Origin of the sequence: Actinomadura sediminis (genome assembly GCF_042675525.1) — a bacterium.
In the GTDB taxonomy this organism is placed as follows: domain Bacteria; phylum Actinomycetota; class Actinomycetes; order Streptosporangiales; family Streptosporangiaceae; genus Spirillospora; species Spirillospora sediminis.
Genome location: NZ_JBHTJA010000064.1, coordinates 1 through 15,763 on the forward strand (window position 1 = coordinate 1; position 15,763 = coordinate 15,763).

Sequence of the window (15,763 nt, forward strand, 5' to 3'; positions counted from 1 at the left end):
CGCCGACGTCGCGCCGCTGTACGCGCTGGGACGCGGCGCGCTGCGGGCGGGCGCGGCCGCGGGGCTCACCGGGCTGCGCGACCTCGCCGACCTGGCCCTCGCCACGGTCACCGACGCCGAACCCGAGCTGGGCGGCCTGCTGGCGGCCGCGCTGCTGCGCGGGCTGGACCCCGCCGACCCGTTCCACCGCGAGCTCGCCGAGACCGCCCTCGTCCACCTCGACCACGGCGGCCGCATCGAGCCGACCGCCGCCGCGCTGCACGTCCACGGCAACACGGTCAAGTACCGGGTGCGGCGCCTTCAGGAGCTGACGGGCCGCCCGCCGCTCGACCCGTCCGACGGCGCGGCGGTCGCCCGGACCGCGCACCTGTGGTGGGCGCTGCGCCACTGGCTGGCCGCCGCCCGCTCCCGCTGAACCGCGGCCCGGTGGCGGAGGGGACGGGCTTCATGATCCAGTGGGGGCGGCGTCTCGCCGCGGGGCGCCCGGAGCGAACGGGAGGGGAGCCTGTGACGGGACCTCGGATCGGCACGGTGGTGTGGCCCATGCAGTCCTGGCCGGAGGCCGGCGAGACGTGGCGGCGCGCCGAGGAACTGGGTTTCCACCACGCGTGGGTGTACGACCACCTCGCCTGGCGCGGCGCGACGCCCTGGTACGACGCCTACACGACGCTCGCCGCGGCGGCCGCGGTGACGTCGCGGGTGCGGCTCGGGACGATGGTGACGTCGCCCAACTTCCGCCATCCGGTGCCGACCGCGCACGCGATCAAGACGATCGACCACATCGGCGGCGGGCGGCTCGCCGTCGGGATCGGGTCGGGCGGCGTCAGCCGGACGTCGGACGGCGGCGTCCTCGGCGGCCCCGAGTGGACGACCGCCGAACGCGCCGCGCGGTTCGCCGAATGGGTCGAGCTGCTGGACCGGCTGCTGCGGGGACCGGAGACCACGTTCGAGGGCGCGCACTACGCCGCCCGCGAGGTGGTGACGGAGCCCGGCTGCGTGCAGCGGCCGCGCGTCCCGTTCCTGATCGCGGCGAACGGGACGCGCGGGATGGGGATCGCGGCCCGGCACGGCGCCGGATGGGTCAACACCGCCGTCGCCCCGGGCCGCGCGCCGGAGGGGGTCGTCCGCTCCCGGCTGGACGCGCTGCGCGCCGCGTGCGAGGCGGAGGGCCGCGAGGTCCGGGACCGCGTCCTGCTGACCGGGTTCACCGGCGAGCCGTGGCTGGAGTCGCCGCAGGCGTTCGCCGACCTGGCGGGACGGTACGGCGAGCTGGGCATCACCGACATCGTCCTGCACTGGCCCCGGCCCGGGACGCAGTGGGACGCCGACATGGGCGTGTTCGAGGCGATCGCCGCCGAACACGGGACCGGCGGCTGAGGGGCGCGGGTTCCGCGGCGGGAGGTCGACCGGGCCCGGCGCGACCGTCTCGGCGCGGCGGCCGAGGACGCTGCCGGGGGAGTCAGGGCGGGCGGGTTTCGGCGCCGGTCGTGAGGAGCCGCGGCTCCGCCCCTTCGGCGCGCAGTTCGGTGGGGGTGCAGCCCGCCAGCGTCCGGAACTCGCGGTTGAGGTGCGCCTGGTCGTAGTAGCCGCAGGCGGACGCGGTGGCGGCCAGGCCGCCGCCGCGCGCGAGCATCCCGACGGCGCGCTCGAACCGCAGCACCCGGCCCATCACCTTGGGCGGGAGCCCGGCCTGCTCGCGGAACCGGTGCGTCAGGTGCTTGCGGCTCCAGCCGACGTCCGCGGCGATCTCGGCGACGCCGGCGGTGCCGCCGCTGCGCAGCAGCAGGTTCCACGCGCGCCGCACCTCCGGGTCGGGGACGGGGCCGGCGTCGAGGCGGCGCAGCAGGTACGCGTCGAGGAGGTCGAACCGGTCGGCCCAGGCGGGCGTCCCGGCGAGCCGGCCGGCGAGGGCGGCGGCGCCCGGGCCGAGCAGGTCGGGCAGGTCCACGGCGGAGTTGGCGAGCCGTGCCATCGGCACGCCGAGCAGCGTGTAGGCGCCGAGCGGCGTCAGGTCGAGCTGGACGCCGCGCTGCCCGCCCGGATGCTCGTACCTGCCGGGGCCGTCGTACATGCCCGCCGCGAACGAGCCGAAGTCGCGGTTCCCGCCGGACGGGTCGGGCGTCCGCAGGAAGATCGGCGGGCCCAGGTTGACGACCACGACGGCGGAGCGGGTCGGCAGGGTGCGCATCCGGGACGGGACGGCCTCCTCCTCCCAGTAGCCCGCGTAGGAGCGCAGGAACGGGCGGAGGGCGGGGTGCGGGCGCGCCTCGGCCAGCCACCAGCCGCCCCGGTCGGACTTCGCGACCGGCCTCTCGCTCATGTCCCCACCACTACCACCCGGGTCCGACGGTTCCGGGGCTGCGGGGCCTCACCCGCCTACTCGTACACCTGCCCGCACACGGCGATCCGGGCGAGCTCGGCCCAGGTCATCGCGCGGATCTCCCGGACGTAGGAGCGGACGGGCGCGGCGCCGGGCGCGGGCGGCAGCGGCACCCGGGCCCCGTCCGCGGCGTCCCAGCCGCCGACGCTCCCGGCGACCGCGCACTCCAGGTAGGTGGCGGGGTCGAAGTTGTACCAGCGGACGGGCGTCGCGCGGGCGCCGGAACCGGGCGGGCGCGGCGCGTCCACGCCGAACCGGGCCCGCGGGCCGGGCGGCGCGGCGAGGAAGTCCTCCAGGTCGGCGATCTGCGAGAGGACGACCCGTTCCCAGTCGGCGTACCCGGCGGGCTCGGGCCCCGGCAGCGCGAGGTCCCGGCCGCTCCACGCGGGGTCGAACGGGGCGGGGGACACGGTGGCGGCGGCGGCGAACATCGCCGCGACGTCGTCGGGCTCCAGTTCCGTCCGGTCGCGGAGGGGGACGCTCACCTTCCACAGGGCCCGCAGGAACGCCGACAGCGACCAGGACGCCGCCCGCGCCTCCTGCCCGAGGTGCAGGAACACCAGGTACAGGTCCCGGTTCGTCCGGACGGCCGGGGCCGCGGGGCCGTCGACCCAGTAGGTCTGCTTGTGCCGCACGCCGCACTCCATCGCCAGCATGTGGGCGAGCGCGGAGACGCGGGAGTCGTGCGCCGCCACGTGGACCCGGTCGCCGTTGTCGCCCTGGCGCATGACGTCCCACGTGTGCATCGGGTCCTCCGCGGTCGGCTGTGCTGCTCGGCCCCCGTTGATCAAGTGTCGGCGCCCGGGGGCCGGACCGCCAGTAGCGGGCGTATCACTTTCCGGACTCGAAGCCGTGACCTTGCGCACGAGCCGAGGGAGAGGGGCCGCGCGGCGGGGGACGGCCCGCATCCCGCTCGCGGACGGTTCCCGCCCGCGGCCGTCCGGCCGCGGGCGGCGGCGCGAGGCCGGTGCGGGTCAGAGCTTCGAGCGGTGCACCACCTGCAGTTCGGTGAACGCCTGCAGCCCCCACGTCCCGTTCTCGACGCCGAGGCCGCTCCACTTGAACCCGCCGAACGGCTGGTTCGGCGCGAGCGCGAGGTGGGTGTTGACCCAGGCGGTGCCGCACTCCAGCCGCCCCGCGACCTCGGCGGCGCGGTCGGCGTCGGCGCTCCACACCGACCCGGACAGGCCGAAGTGGGTGCCGTTGGCGCGGTCGATCGCCTCGTCGAGGTCGCTGTAGCGGACCACCGGCAGCGCGGGGCCGAACTGCTCCTCGTCCACGATCCTGGTGCCGTCGGAGACGTCGGCGAGGATCGTCGGCTGGAAGAAGTAGCCGGGCCCGTCGATCGGCGCGCCGCCGGCCGCGGCGCGGGCGCCTCCGGCGAGGGCGTCGGCGACCAGTTCCCGGACCCGCTCGAACTGCGGCTCGTTGTTGATGGGCCCGTACTGGACGCCCTCCTGCGTGCCGGGCCCGACCTTGGCGGCCTTCGCGCGCTCGGCGAGGGCGTCCACGACGTCGTCGTACAGCGCGTCCGGCGCGTACACCCGCTTGATCGCCGAGCAGACCTGGCCGTTGTTCTGGAAGGCGCCGCCGAACAGCTTGTCAGCGACCGCGGCCGGGTCGGCGTCGTCCAGCAGGATCGCCGGGTCGTTGCCGCCCAGTTCCAGCGTGACCCGCTTGAGGTCGGGCGCGGCCGCCGCGGCGACCCGCTTGCCGGTGGCGACGCTGCCGGTGAAGCTGATCTTGCGGGGGACGTCGTGCGAGGTCATCCACGCGCCCAGCTCGTCGCCGCCCGTCACCACGTTGAGCACTCCGGGCGGCAGGACGTCGCGCAGCGCCGCGCCGAGCTTCAGGCTGGACAGCGGGGTGAACGGCGACGGCTTGAGCACCATCGTGTTGCCCGCCAGCAGCGCGGGCGCGATCTTCCAGGTCGCCAGCAGCAGCGGGAAGTTCCACGGGGTGATGGCCGCGACCACGCCCATCGGCCGCCGCAGCACCTCCACGCGCGCGTTGTCGTCGTCCTGGATCACCTCGACGGGCAGCTCCAGGCCCGCGAAGTACTTGAGCCAGACGCCCGCCGCGACGACCTCCATGGTCGCGTCGGCGAGCGGCTTTCCCTGCTCCAGCGTGATGACGCGGCCGATCTCCTCGGACCGGGCGAACATCAGCTCGGCCGCCGCCAGCAGCGCCTCCCGCCGGGCGGACTCGTCCCGGCGCCACGCCGCGTACGCGGCCCGCGCCGAGTTCATCGCCGCGTCCAGCTGCTCGCGGGACGCGTCGGGGGCCTGCTCCGCCACCTCTCCGGTCGCCGGGTCGATCACGCCGAAGGTGCCGGGCGCGTCCACCGCCCGGCCGTCGATGGTCATCGAGAATTCGTCGGACACCGTTGATCCTCCACTCCCGGGGCTAACCGAACCGGATTCAGTATTCACCGTGGGGCGGTGCTTTGACGAGGTCCCCGGCGGACGGAAAACCGGCGGGCGCCCCGTGCCCATTCACGGGACGCCCGCCGGTGCGGGGACGGGGTCAGAGCCCGGCGACGCGGTCGAGCAGGTCGCGGTAGGCGCGCAGGGCGAGCCGCAGCCGCTCGGTGTCGGCCCCGCCGCCGGACGCGTCCGCGTCCGTGCCGAGTCCGTCCGCGAGGGCCTCGCGGCGCCCGGCCAGCGCGCGGGCGAGCACCTCGGTGGCCTCGGTCACCAGGCCGTCCGCGTCCCGGACGGCCGCGCGCGGGTCGTCGACGAACGCGGACTGCAGTTCCCGGAAGCGGGTGCGGAGCCGGTCCGCCTCGGCCGGGTCCACCAGCCGGTCGGGGAGGGCGTGCGGGCCCGCGGCCCCCTCCGGGCGCCCGGGCCTCTCGGGGGCGCGGCCCGCCGGGGCCGCCTGCCCGGTCGCATTGCCGGGGGAATCGCCGCGGGGTTCGCGGGGGGATTCGCCGGCCGCCGCGTCCCGCCCGATGTCCGGCCTGAAATCGGGCCGGGTGTCCGGCCCGGTGCCGAGCCCCCCGTCCCGGCCGGGGGCGCGGTCCGGCCGCCGGGACGGCGCGGGCCGTCCGGTCTCGGCGGAGCGGACCGGGGCGGGACGCGGGCCCGCGACGTGCGTGTCGCCCGCCACGCCCGGGTCCGCCGTCCCGGCGGCGCGGGCGCGCTCGTCCTCGGTGACCGGCCCGCCGGGGGCCGGAGCGTCGGATCTCCTGTGGACCATGGGGTCGTCACCTCTTCATGTCTCGGGCGGGTCCGGCCGCCGCCTCCCCGGCGGGCGCCGCGGGCGCCGCGGGAGCGGCCCGGCGGTCCCCGCCGGGAGCCGACAGCAGGTCCTCGAACAGGGCGCGGTAGTGCACCATGGCCTGCCGCAGCTCCTCGGTCGTCGCCTCGCCCGCCGCGGCCTTCCCGCCGATGACGTGGGCGCTGCGGTAGTGGTCCAGCGTCCGGGCGTGCTCCACCGACAGGTGGGCGATCTGGTCGTCGAATCCGCGCGTCGGGTAGCCGCGCTCGCCCATCACCGCCCGGACGAGGTCGTCGGCCTCCTCGAGGGCCTGCGCCGGCGCGTCCACGAACCGCTCCTGGACGCCGACCCACCGCGCGCGGAACTCCTCGCGGCGCCGCGGGTCGAGGTCGCGCAGCTCCAGCTCGCGGTGCCTGCGCTCACGGGTCCGCAGCTCCTCCTCGGCGGCCGCCCGGCCGCCGTGGCGCTCCACGGCCCGGTCGTACTCGGGGCCGAAGCGCCGCCGCAGCCGGCGGGTGCGCGCCCGGGACCGGCCCAGGAACGCGACCGCGGCGACCACGGCGGCGACGATGATCACGGCGATGACGACCATCACGACGGTCGACATGTCATCCTCCAACGTGCGTCGGATCGAACGACACGCCGATGCCCGGGTAAAGGGCGGTCAAACGGGCGGACCGGACCGTCGGACCTTACCCCCGGCCCCCACCTGGGAAGACGCACGCGAGTTCGCCGACCCGCCGCTTCCCGCCGTACCCGGCGGCCCGCAGCAGGGCAAGGCCCCGGTCGTCCCAGGGGTACGCGCACGCCACCCGCACGTCGAGCCGCCGCAGCGCCCCCGCCACCTCCGCCCGTCCCGGCTTCTCGCCCTTGGAGGATCGCACGGTGTCCGACAGGACCTCCCGATCGGCGACCTCCTGCTCCGGGGCCGGCAGCAGCGACAGGTAGTGGTGGTTCGGGTTGACCGCGTGCGTCTCGGTGGTCTGCAGGGGGACGTGCCGCATGTACGTGACCGGCATCAGCACCATGCCGCCCTTCCCGGCCTTCGCGACGACCGCGCGCGCCGTCGCGAGCTGGAGGGACGGCGCCTTCCACGCCGGCCTGGACGCGACCTCGGATCCGTTGGACTCCGCCCATACCGGCGTCCCGCCCGCGACGAGCGCCGCGATGAGGACGGCGGCGGGCGCCCCCGCGGCGGCGACGCGCACGCCGCGCCCGGCGGCCGGGAGGCGCAGGCGGTCCGGCGGGCGCACGGCGGCCAGCAGCCCGATCAGCACCGGCGCGGGCACGATCCACATCGTCCGCCAGAGCACCTGGCCCGCGCCGGTCGCGTCCGCCGCGAGCTTCAGGACGCCGGGCAGGAGCAGCAGCGTCAGCGTTCCCGCGACGCCCGCGCCGATCAGGGCCGGGACGCCGCGGCGCGCCGTCCACGGGGACAGCCACAGCGCGCACCCGGCGAGGACGCCGAGGACCGAGTACAGCAGGACGGCCCGGTAACTCGCCGGGGCGTCGTGGACGGTCCCGTGCACCGACACCGAGTCGTACAGCAGGATGACCGCGAGCCCGGCCGCGACCGGGTACGCCATCGCGGTGCACGCGGCGAGCCCCGTCCGGACCCGCCCGGCCGCGGCGAGCGGCACCGCCGCGGCCAGCACGATCAGCGACACCACGAACGCCGCCGTCGAGGTGAGGCCGACCGCCGCGACCCCGGCGGCGCCCAGCAGGACGAGCCCGCGGCCCGTCCGCCGCTCGGCCCAGCGCGTCAGGTACACGAACAGCAGCGGGACGAGCAGCGACAGCAGCACCGCCTTGCCCTGCCACAACCGCGGCAGGTGGAACGAGCCGAGCGACGCCGTGCTCAGGCCGGACCACAGCAGGTAGACCCCCGCCACCGCGAAGCAGAGGGCGGCGCGGCGCGGCGCCCAGGTCCGCACGAGCCGCCACATCGCCCAGACCGCCACGAACGTGACGGCCGGCAGCAGGAGGTACCAGACGAACGAGGCGCCCGGCACCCCGAGGACGCGCGCGAGCGCCCCCGCGAGGACCTCGATCGACGACACCGGGGGCTCCCCGGCGATCGGGTCGGTGTTCCCCCCGGAGAAGATGACGTCGTTCACCGGGATGCGGCCGGTCTCGGCGGTCGCCACCGAGCGGGACACGAAGTAGGCGTCGTCGCCGTCGGAGTTGACGATGAACAGCGACGCGACCGCGAAACCGGCGCCGGTGAGCAGCGCCAGCGGCGTGCCCCACCGGGCCGCCTCCGCCTCGCCGGGCTCCCCGGTGCCCCGGGGCTCCCCGTGGCCGCCGCCGTCCGCGTCCGTGTCCTCCGCCCGCTCGGCCGGGCGGCGCAGCAGGACGCCCGCGGCCGCCGCGACGCTCACCGCGCCCGCCGCCCACGTGCACCACCACGGGACGCCCTGCCCGTGCAGGCCCGCGCTCGTCCCCGCCACCAGGGCCGCCGCGACGGCGACGCCCGCGAGGGCCCGGTGCCCGGCCGCCGCGGCGACGCGGTCGTCCCACAGCGGCCGTCCGGCCGGGCGGCGGGACCACACCGCGAGCCCGGCCGCCGACACCGCCGCCCACGACGCCAGCATCGCCCATGTCGGTGGCTCGAGCAGCAGGCTGACGTGGTAGATCACCGTCCACGCCGCGAACGCGAGCACCGCCGCGTCGACGAGCCCGTCCACCGCCCGCGTGACCCGCGTCCACGCGTCCGGTCTCCGGCCGCCCGCCGAGCCGCCGCCGTCCCCGGTCGCCGGCTCGGCCGCGCGGTCCCTCACCTCGGTCATCCGATGTCCCCTGATCGATGCGTACCTCCGGTGCCGGTCGGCACCGGGCCGCTTCCGCGATGTCACGGAGACGCGGCGGCGGGGCCCGAAGTTGTCCGCCCCGACGATCTTGGCGGATTCCGGCCCGTCTCCGTTACCGCGATCGTCCGCTCCCGGTCATGGAGCGGACACGCGCACGTCTCCAAGTAGTACTTGCCCGATGAGCCGTTCGCGTTTCACGGGCCCGGCGAAGGATACGGGGGGCCGGACCGCGGCCGGTCACTCGGCGGCGAGCGCCTCCGGGGACCCGGAGGCGGCGGACGGCCCGGCCGGCGCGCCGCCCCCCGCGGGCGCGGCGGAACCGTAGGCGTGCTCCCCGCGGTACAGCCCGGCCAGGACGTCCTCGATGCCCGCCTCCCGCAGCGCGATGTCGCGGACGTCGTGGTCGCGCGCGATCGCGGCGACCACCGCCGCCGCGTTGGCCGACCGGGGCAGCCGCAGCCACTGCCGCGGGCCCTCGGTCCGCTCGGCCGCGATCCGCCCCGGCGCGGCGCCGTCCACCGCGATCGGCGGGCCCGGCCGGGCCAGCTCCACCACCAGCATCCGGTCGGCGTCCACGGTCCGGCGCAGGTCGCCGAGACCGCCGTCGAACGCCAGCCGCCCCCGGTCGACGATCATGACGCGGCGGCAGAGCCGCTCGATGTCGCCGAGGTCGTGCGTGGTCAGCAGGATCGTCGTGCCGCGCTCGGCGTTCGTCCGGGCCAGGAACTCCCGCACCGTGGCCTTGCTGACCACGTCGAGGCCGATCGTGGGCTCGTCCAGGACGAGCAGCTCCGGATCGTGCAGCAGCGCGGCCGCGAGGTCGCCGCGCATACGCTGGCCCAGGCTGAGCTGACGGACCGGCGTGTCGAGGAACGGGCCCAGCTCCAGCAGCTCCGTCAGCTCCGCGAGCCGGGCCCGGTGCGCGTCCGGCTCGACCCGGTAGAGCTTGCGCACCAGCGCCAGGCTGTCGCGCAGCGGCAGGTCCCACCACAGGGTGGTGCGCTGACCGAACACCACCCCGATCCGGCGGGCCAGGGCCGTGCGCCGCCGCGACGGGTCGAGCCCGCACACCCGCAGCGTCCCGGACGAGGCGGTCAGGATGCCCGTCAGCATCTTGATCGTCGTGGACTTCCCCGCGCCGTTCGGGCCGAGGTACCCGACGAACTCGCCCCGCCCGACGGTGAACGACACGTCGTGCACCGCCCGCACCGCCGTGCGGACCCGCCGCCGGCGCCCGTCGCGCCGCGCGCGGACGGTGAACGACTTGCCGACCCGCTCGGCGACGATCATCGCGCCGCCCCGTCCGTCCTCGGTCATCCCGGTGCCTCCTCGGTGCTCATCGATCGTCCCGTCCGGTCGTCTCAGCTGCCCGTCGACCGGTAGCGCCGCAGCCCGGCCCGCCACGCGAGCGCCGCCGCCGCGCACACCGCGACGGCGACGGCGGGCGAGGCGAACCGCGCCGCGTCCGGCAGCCCCAGCGGATCGGGACGGCCGAGGACGTACAGCGCGGGCTGCCAGTTCACGAACGCGAGCGGCACGACGAACGTCGCCCCGCGCACCAGGTCGCGGGCGAACATCGTCGGCGGGTACTGCGTCAGGTACGCGCCCCCGTAGGTGATCGCCTTGGTGGCCCCGTGGCTCTCGACGAGGACGAACTGCGCCGCGCCCGCCATCACCCACAGGCCCCCGAAGATCGCCGCGCCCGCCGCCACCATCAGCGGGATCATCGCCGCCCGGCCCGGCGTCCAGTCCACCGCCAGCCGCGGCAGCGCGAACGCCAGCACGAGCACGGCGGGAAGGAGCTTGCCGACGCGGCGGGGCGTGAACTCCTCGGCCGCGACCTGCACCAGCGGGCTCACCGGCCGGACGAGCATCGCGTCCAGCGTCCCGTCCCGCACGTGCTCGCCGAGCCGGTCGGCGGCGCCCAGGACGCAGTCGGAGAGCGCGAACGACAGCGCGGAGGTGCCGTACAGGAACAGCACCTCCTCCGCCCCGAACCCCGCGATGCGGTCGGCGTGCGCGAACAGCAGCACGATCGCGACCGCGTCCAGCCCCGTGACGACGGCGGTGGCGAGCACCAGCAGGACGAGCGACACCGGGTACTGCGCCGCGGCCCGCACCCACGTCCACGCCAGCAGCGCGTACATGCGCAGCTCCCGCGTCACCGGATCAGCCACCGTGCACCACCAGCCTCCGCCGCGCCGCCCGGGTCAGCAGCGCCCCGCACGCCAGCAGCACCGCCGCCCAGCCGGCCTGGAACGCCAGCGCGGCCGGCACGTCCGCGCCGGTGCCGCGGCCCAGCCACACGTCGGCCGGGACCTGGACCAGCGCCGACCACGGCAGCGCCGCCGCCACGTCGCCGAACGCGCCGGGGAACACCACCAGCGGCAGGATCATCCCGGAGAAGAACAGCGACATCACCATCGCGACCGTCCCCAGCCCGCGGTCGTCGTGCAGCCAGAACGCCCCCAGCGTGACCAGGTAGCGCAGCGCGAACCCGACGAGGAAGGCCAGGACGAGCGACACCGCGAACGCCGCCGCCGCGCCCGGGCCGGGCCACCGGAACGGGAACACCAGCGCCCCCGCCAGCAGCGGCGGCCCGCCGCGCACCAGCAGCACGGCCGCCGCGCGGCCCAGGTCGTCCGCCAGCCACCACGCCTGCAGATCGACGGGCCGGTGCAGGTCGATCGCCACGTCGCCGTCGCGGATCCGCCGGGAGAGGTCCATCCCGCCGAAGATCTGGACGGGGCCGATGAGCGCCTGCGTGAGGAAGCAGAACGTGACGGCGTCGGCCGCGTCGTAACCGCCGAGGCCCGGCCGCGCCTCCCACAGCGCCAGCAGGACGTACGCGCGGACGAAGCCGAAGACCGTGTTGGTGACCGCCTCCGCCGCGGAGGCGAGCGGATACGCAGTGTGACGCCGGTAGCCGTACAAGCAGACCCACGGAAGAACGCCCACTCGCCCAGAGCCTAAACGCCGGGGGACTTCCCGGCCACGGGTTTACGGACGGGGACGGGCCCCGCCCCGTCCGTAAACCCGTGGCCGGGGCCGTGCGCGGGCCGCCCCACGGGCGGCCCCGCTCGGGCGGCGCCATTCGATCGGCGCGGGCTCGAACCGAGACCGGGGCGGTGTCGGCGCCGGCCGTGGCGTCCGTGATGCCGCCCGAGGTGTCCCGGGACACGGAAAGGCCCCCGCGGGTGTAGGAACGCGGGGGCCTTCCGTGGGGGAGGAAGGATCAGTCGGTGAGGATCAGTGGAACTGGCCCTCTTCGGTGGAGCCCTTCAGGGCCGTGGTCGACGAGTCCGGCGAGATCGCGGTGCTGACCATGTCGAAGTACCCCGTGCCGGCCTCGCGCTGGTGCTTGACCGCGCTGAAGCCCTTCTCCGCCGCGGCGAACTCGCGCTCCTGCAGGTCGACGTAGGCCGTCATGCCCTCGCGGGCGTAGCCGTGGGCCAGGTCGAACATGCCGTAGTTGAGCGCGTGGAAGCCCGCCAGGGTGATGAACTGGAACTTGAACCCCATGTGGCCGAGCTCGCGCTGGAACTTGGCGATGGTGGCGTCGTCCAGGTGCGCCTTCCAGTTGAAGGACGGCGAGCAGTTGTAGGCGAGCATCTGGTCCGGGTACTCCGCCTTGACCGCCTCGGCGAACTTGCGGGCCTGCTCCAGGTCCGGCGTGCCGGTCTCCATCCAGATGAGGTCGGAGTAGGGCGCGTAGGCCTTGGCGCGGGCGATGCAGGGCTCGATGCCGTTGCGGACCCGGTAGAAGCCCTCGGCGGTGCGCTCGCCGGTGATGAACTCGCGGTCGCGCTCGTCCACGTCCGTCGTGATCAGGGTCGCGGCCTCGGCGTCGGTCCGCGCGATGATCAGCGAGGGAACGTTGGAGATGTCGGCCGCGAGGCGGGCCGTGTTGAGGGTCTTGATGTGCTGCGAGGTCGGGATGAGGACCTTGCCGCCGAGGTGGCCGCACTTCTTCTCGGACGCGAGCTGGTCCTCCCAGTGCACGCCCGCGGCGCCCGCGGCGATCATGCCCTTCATCAGCTCGAAGGCGTTCAGGACGCCGCCGAAGCCGGCCTCGGCGTCGGCCACGATCGGGGCGAGGTAGTGCGTGTCGCCCTCGCCCTCGGCCCACTGGACCTGGTCGGCGCGCAGCAGCGCGTTGTTGATGCGGCGCACGACGGCCGGAACCGAGTTCGCCGGGTAGATGCTCTGGTCCGGGTAGGTCTGGCCCGCCAGGTTGGCGTCCGCCGCGACCTGCCAGCCGGACAGGTAGATGGCCTTCAGGCCGGCCTTCACCTGCTGGACGGCCTGCATTCCGGTGAGCGCGCCGAGCGAGTGGACGTAGTCCTCCTCGTGCAGCAGCTTCCACAGGCGCTCCGCGCCGAGGCGCGCGAGCGTGTGCTCCTCCTGGACCGACCCACGGATCCGGACGACGTCCTCGGCCGTGTAGGTCCGCTCGACGCCCTTCCACCGGGCGTCGGTCTCCCACTGACGCCGCAGCTCCTCGGCTGCGCCCTTGAGGCGACTGTCGCTCATTGTTCTGCCCTTCCGTGTCGTCCCCTGGGTGCTTGGACACGACTATGCCCCGATCCGCCAGGCTTAATGAACTCGCGAGTAACAGAAGAACTGCGAAATTTCCGCTAATATGAAGCCGTGACGACCTTGCAGCCAGAAGAACCCCTCAACTTGACGAGCGACGTAGACCTCGTCACCTTCGGGCAGCGGCTCCGCCACCTGCGGCGCGCACGCGGCATGACCCTCGCCGACCTCGGCGAACGCGTCGGCCGCGCCCCGTCCCAGCTCTCCCTGCTGGAGAACGGCCGGCGCGAGCCCAAGCTGTCGCTGCTGCAGGCCCTCGCGGCCGCGCTCGACTGCCCCGTCGAGGAACTCCTGCGGCGCCAGCCGCCCAGCCGCCGCGCCCAGCTCGAGATCGCCCTGGAGGAGGCGCAGCGCGACCCCCTCTACCGCACCCTCGGGCTGTCGCACCTCAAGGTCGGCAAGCGGATGCCGAACGAGGTCATCGAGCACATCCTCGCCCTCTACGGGGAGCTGAAGCGCAGCCGCACCAAGCCCACCGCGAGCCCCGAGGAGGCCCGCAAGGCCAACGCCGAGCTGCGCCGCCAGATGCACGAGCGCGGCAACCACTTCCCCGACATTGAGAAGATCGCCGCGCAGACGCTCGACGCCGTCGGGTACCGGGGCCGCGCCGTGTCACAGGGCACCCTCATGTCGCTGGTCGGGCACTTCGGGTTCAGCCTCCAGTACGTGCAGGACCTGCCGCGCTCGGTCCGGTCCGTCACCGACCTGCGCAACCGCCGCATCTACCTCGAGCGCGAGCAGCTCGGCATGCACACGCCCCGGACGATCCTGCTGCAGACCCTCGGGCACATCGCGCTCGACCACGACCAGCCCCGCGACTTCGCGGACTTCCTGCGCCAGCGCGTCGAGGCGAACTACTTCGGCGCCGCGATCCTGATGCCCGAGCGCAGCGTCGTCCCGTTCCTGCAGGAGGCCAAGGCCGCCCGGGAACTCTCCGTCGAGGACCTCGCCGACGTCTTCTCCGTCTCCTACGAGATGGCCGCGCACCGCTTCACCAACATCGCCACCCACCACCTCGGCCTGCAACTGCACTTCACCAAGAACGACGAGAGCGGCACGATCTACAAGGCGTACGCCAACGACGGGCTGGAGTTCCCGCAGGACGAGGACGGCGCGATCGAGGGGCAGCGGATGTGCCGCCAGTGGGCGGGCCGCCACGTGTTCGGCGCCGAGGACCGCTTCTCCGTCTACTACCAGTACACCGACACCCCGAACGGGACGTACTGGTGCCTGTCGCACATCGACCCCAGCCACGAGCGCGACTTCGCCATCACGCTCGGCGTCCGCTTCGAGGACTCCCGCTGGTTCCGCGGCCGCGAGACCACCCGCCGCGTCAAGTCGGCCTGCCCGGACGGCGACTGCTGCCAGCGCCCGCCGAAGGCCCTCGCCGACCGCTGGGAGGGCATGGCCTGGCCGTCCGCCCGGGCGCACTCGCATGTTCTGTCCGTCCTCCCGCCCGGTGCGTTCCCCGGCGTGGACGACCGCGACGTCTACGAGTTCCTCGACCGCCACGCCGACTGACGGGCGGCGGGCCGGACTCTTTTTACGATGGCGCACGCCCCGACGCGGCGGGGTGATTGGTCCACTCTCGTCCCGACAGGGAATGATTTGGGGTGTCCGGTGTGCTCCCCGGGGGATGTCCGGTTTTCAGAGCTCGTCGTCGGAGGGAGAGCACGTGCTTCCTGAGGTGGCTTCGTGGCTGCGCCGCCGCACGAGCACGGCGGAGGACTGGCCCCCGCACGTCCTGCTCGCCGCCAAGGGGACGAGCAGGATCAGCGTCGTGCTGCCGGCGCGCGACGAGGAGGCGACCGTCGGGACCATCGTCGAGTGCATCCGCGGCGACCTGGTCCGGCGCGTCCCGCTCGTCGACGAGATCGTCGTGATCGACTCGCGGTCCACCGACCGGACGGCCGCCGTCGCGCGGGCCGCGGGCGCGCGGGTGGTGGCGCAGGACTCCGTGCTGCCCGCCCTGGGCCGCATGTCGGGCAAGGGCGAGGCGCTGTGGAAGTCCCTCGCCGTGACGTCCGGGGACATCATCGTCTTCGTGGACGCCGACCTGCGCGGCTTCACCTCGTCGTACGTGACGGGCCTGCTCGGGCCGCTGCTGACGGACCCGTCCGTCGGCTACGTCAAGGCCTGCTACGACCGGCCGCTGGTGGACGGCGAGCGCAGCGTGGAGGGCGGCGGCGGGCGGGTGACCGAGCTGGTCGCGCGCCCGCTGATCAACATGCACTGGCCGCTGCTCGCGGGCGTGATGCAGCCGCTCGGCGGCGAGTACGCCGGACGCCGCGCGCTGCTGGAACGGCTCCCGTTCGTCACCGGCTACGGCGTGGAGATCGGCCTGCTGGTGGACGTCTACCGCGACTCGGGGCTGGACGCCATCGCGCAGGTGGACCTCGGCCGCCGGGTGCACACCAACCAGGGCACCGAGGCGCTCGGCGTCATGGCCGGGCAGATCATGGTGACCGCCTGGTCGCGCCTGGAGCGGCACGGCCGGATGGTCCCGCTGAGCGCGCCTTCGACGGCCCTCACCCAGTTCCGGCGGTCCGCGGACGGGCACGATCCCCGGACGGCCGACATGGGCGTGGGCGAGCGCCCGCCGATGATCGAGGTGCCGGGCTACGCGACGTCCCGGCCCGTCGCGCCCGGCCGCCGCTGACTCCGCGCCGCGCCGTCCCCCTGTGACTCCGGACACGGTGTTACCCGCGGTAACGCCTGATGGTGCTACCGTTGGTAACAGAGGCTTATTGGAGAA

14 protein-coding genes are annotated in these 15,763 nt (G+C 74.9%); 4 read left to right on the forward strand and 10 right to left on the reverse strand.

The window, feature by feature from the left end; genetic code table 11:
* A partial coding sequence (locus ACFQ11_RS25535; RefSeq protein ID WP_378302932.1) for a helix-turn-helix domain-containing protein occupies positions 1 to 415 on the forward strand: 415 nt, incomplete at its 5' end.
* A 92-nt stretch (positions 416 to 507) separates the two neighbouring features.
* Positions 508 to 1,377, forward strand: a complete 870-nt coding sequence (locus ACFQ11_RS25540; protein ID WP_378302934.1) for an LLM class flavin-dependent oxidoreductase — start codon at positions 508 to 510, stop codon at positions 1,375 to 1,377.
* 82 nt (positions 1,378 to 1,459) lie between these two features.
* On the opposite strand, the gene ACFQ11_RS25545 is transcribed toward ACFQ11_RS25540, so the two are convergent.
* The 10 genes from ACFQ11_RS25545 to aceA all read right to left on the reverse strand — a co-directional run bounded on the left by ACFQ11_RS25545 (position 1,460) and on the right by aceA (position 12,945).
* Positions 1,460 to 2,320 (reverse strand): helix-turn-helix domain-containing protein, encoded by an 861-nt coding sequence (locus tag ACFQ11_RS25545; protein ID WP_378302937.1) that lies wholly within the window; start codon positions 2,318 to 2,320, stop codon positions 1,460 to 1,462.
* Between the two features lie 56 nt (positions 2,321 to 2,376).
* Positions 2,377 to 3,126 carry a hypothetical protein gene (locus ACFQ11_RS25550; protein WP_378302939.1) on the reverse strand — a complete coding sequence of 250 codons (750 nt, stop codon included), beginning with the start codon at positions 3,124 to 3,126 and terminating at the stop codon, positions 2,377 to 2,379.
* Between the two features lie 228 nt (positions 3,127 to 3,354).
* Entirely contained in the window at positions 3,355 to 4,764 is a 1,410-nt protein-coding gene (locus tag ACFQ11_RS25555; RefSeq protein ID WP_378302941.1) for an aldehyde dehydrogenase family protein, read from the reverse strand.
* A 142-nt stretch (positions 4,765 to 4,906) separates the two neighbouring features.
* On the reverse strand, positions 4,907 to 5,581 hold the full coding sequence (locus tag ACFQ11_RS25560) for a hypothetical protein (RefSeq protein WP_378302943.1): 675 nt from the start codon (positions 5,579 to 5,581) through the stop codon (positions 4,907 to 4,909).
* Positions 5,582 to 5,588: 7 nt separating this feature from the next.
* A complete protein-coding gene (locus ACFQ11_RS25565) occupies positions 5,589 to 6,209 on the reverse strand; it encodes a hypothetical protein (RefSeq protein WP_378302945.1) in 621 nt (206 codons plus the stop codon).
* A gap of 85 nt (positions 6,210 to 6,294) precedes the next feature.
* Positions 6,295 to 8,391, reverse strand: a complete 2,097-nt coding sequence (locus tag ACFQ11_RS25570; RefSeq protein WP_378302947.1) for a DUF6077 domain-containing protein — start codon at positions 8,389 to 8,391, stop codon at positions 6,295 to 6,297.
* 258 nt (positions 8,392 to 8,649) lie between these two features.
* Positions 8,650 to 9,729 (reverse strand): ABC transporter ATP-binding protein, encoded by a 1,080-nt coding sequence (locus tag ACFQ11_RS25575; RefSeq protein ID WP_378302949.1) that lies wholly within the window; start codon positions 9,727 to 9,729, stop codon positions 8,650 to 8,652.
* 44 nt (positions 9,730 to 9,773) lie between these two features.
* Positions 9,774 to 10,589, reverse strand: a complete 816-nt coding sequence (locus tag ACFQ11_RS25580) for an ABC transporter permease (RefSeq protein ID WP_378302951.1) — start codon at positions 10,587 to 10,589, stop codon at positions 9,774 to 9,776.
* Positions 10,582 to 11,370, reverse strand: a complete 789-nt coding sequence (locus ACFQ11_RS25585; protein WP_378302953.1) for an ABC transporter permease — start codon at positions 11,368 to 11,370, stop codon at positions 10,582 to 10,584. The genes ACFQ11_RS25580 and ACFQ11_RS25585 overlap by 8 nt, the downstream gene beginning before the upstream one ends.
* Positions 11,371 to 11,661: 291 nt before the next feature.
* Positions 11,662 to 12,945, reverse strand: a complete 1,284-nt coding sequence (gene aceA / locus ACFQ11_RS25590) for an isocitrate lyase (protein ID WP_378302955.1) — start codon at positions 12,943 to 12,945, stop codon at positions 11,662 to 11,664.
* A 150-nt stretch (positions 12,946 to 13,095) separates the two neighbouring features.
* On the opposite strand from aceA, the gene ACFQ11_RS25595 reads away from it, so the two are divergent.
* Positions 13,096 to 14,529 (forward strand): helix-turn-helix domain-containing protein, encoded by a 1,434-nt coding sequence (locus ACFQ11_RS25595; RefSeq protein WP_378302957.1) that lies wholly within the window; start codon positions 13,096 to 13,098, stop codon positions 14,527 to 14,529.
* Between the two features lie 154 nt (positions 14,530 to 14,683).
* Entirely contained in the window at positions 14,684 to 15,667 is a 984-nt protein-coding gene (locus tag ACFQ11_RS25600) for a glucosyl-3-phosphoglycerate synthase (RefSeq protein ID WP_378302959.1), read from the forward strand.
* Positions 15,668 to 15,763: the final 96 nt, after the last annotated feature.

Excerpts from the sequence above, each read along its gene's own strand:
- ACFQ11_RS25545 (WP_378302937.1), bottom strand. The coding sequence starts at position 2,320 with ATGAGCGAGAGGCCGGTCGCGAAGTCCGACCGGGGCGGCTGGTGGCTG.
- ACFQ11_RS25550 (WP_378302939.1), bottom strand. The coding sequence starts at position 3,126 with ATGCACACGTGGGACGTCATGCGCCAGGGCGACAACGGCGACCGGGTC.
- ACFQ11_RS25560 (WP_378302943.1), bottom strand. The coding sequence starts at position 5,581 with ATGGTCCACAGGAGATCCGACGCTCCGGCCCCCGGCGGGCCGGTCACC.
- ACFQ11_RS25565 (WP_378302945.1), bottom strand. The coding sequence starts at position 6,209 with ATGTCGACCGTCGTGATGGTCGTCATCGCCGTGATCATCGTCGCCGCC.
- ACFQ11_RS25570 (WP_378302947.1), bottom strand. The coding sequence starts at position 8,391 with ATGACCGAGGTGAGGGACCGCGCGGCCGAGCCGGCGACCGGGGACGGC.
- ACFQ11_RS25575 (WP_378302949.1), bottom strand. The coding sequence starts at position 9,729 with ATGACCGAGGACGGACGGGGCGGCGCGATGATCGTCGCCGAGCGGGTC.
- aceA (WP_378302955.1), bottom strand. The coding sequence starts at position 12,945 with ATGAGCGACAGTCGCCTCAAGGGCGCAGCCGAGGAGCTGCGGCGTCAG.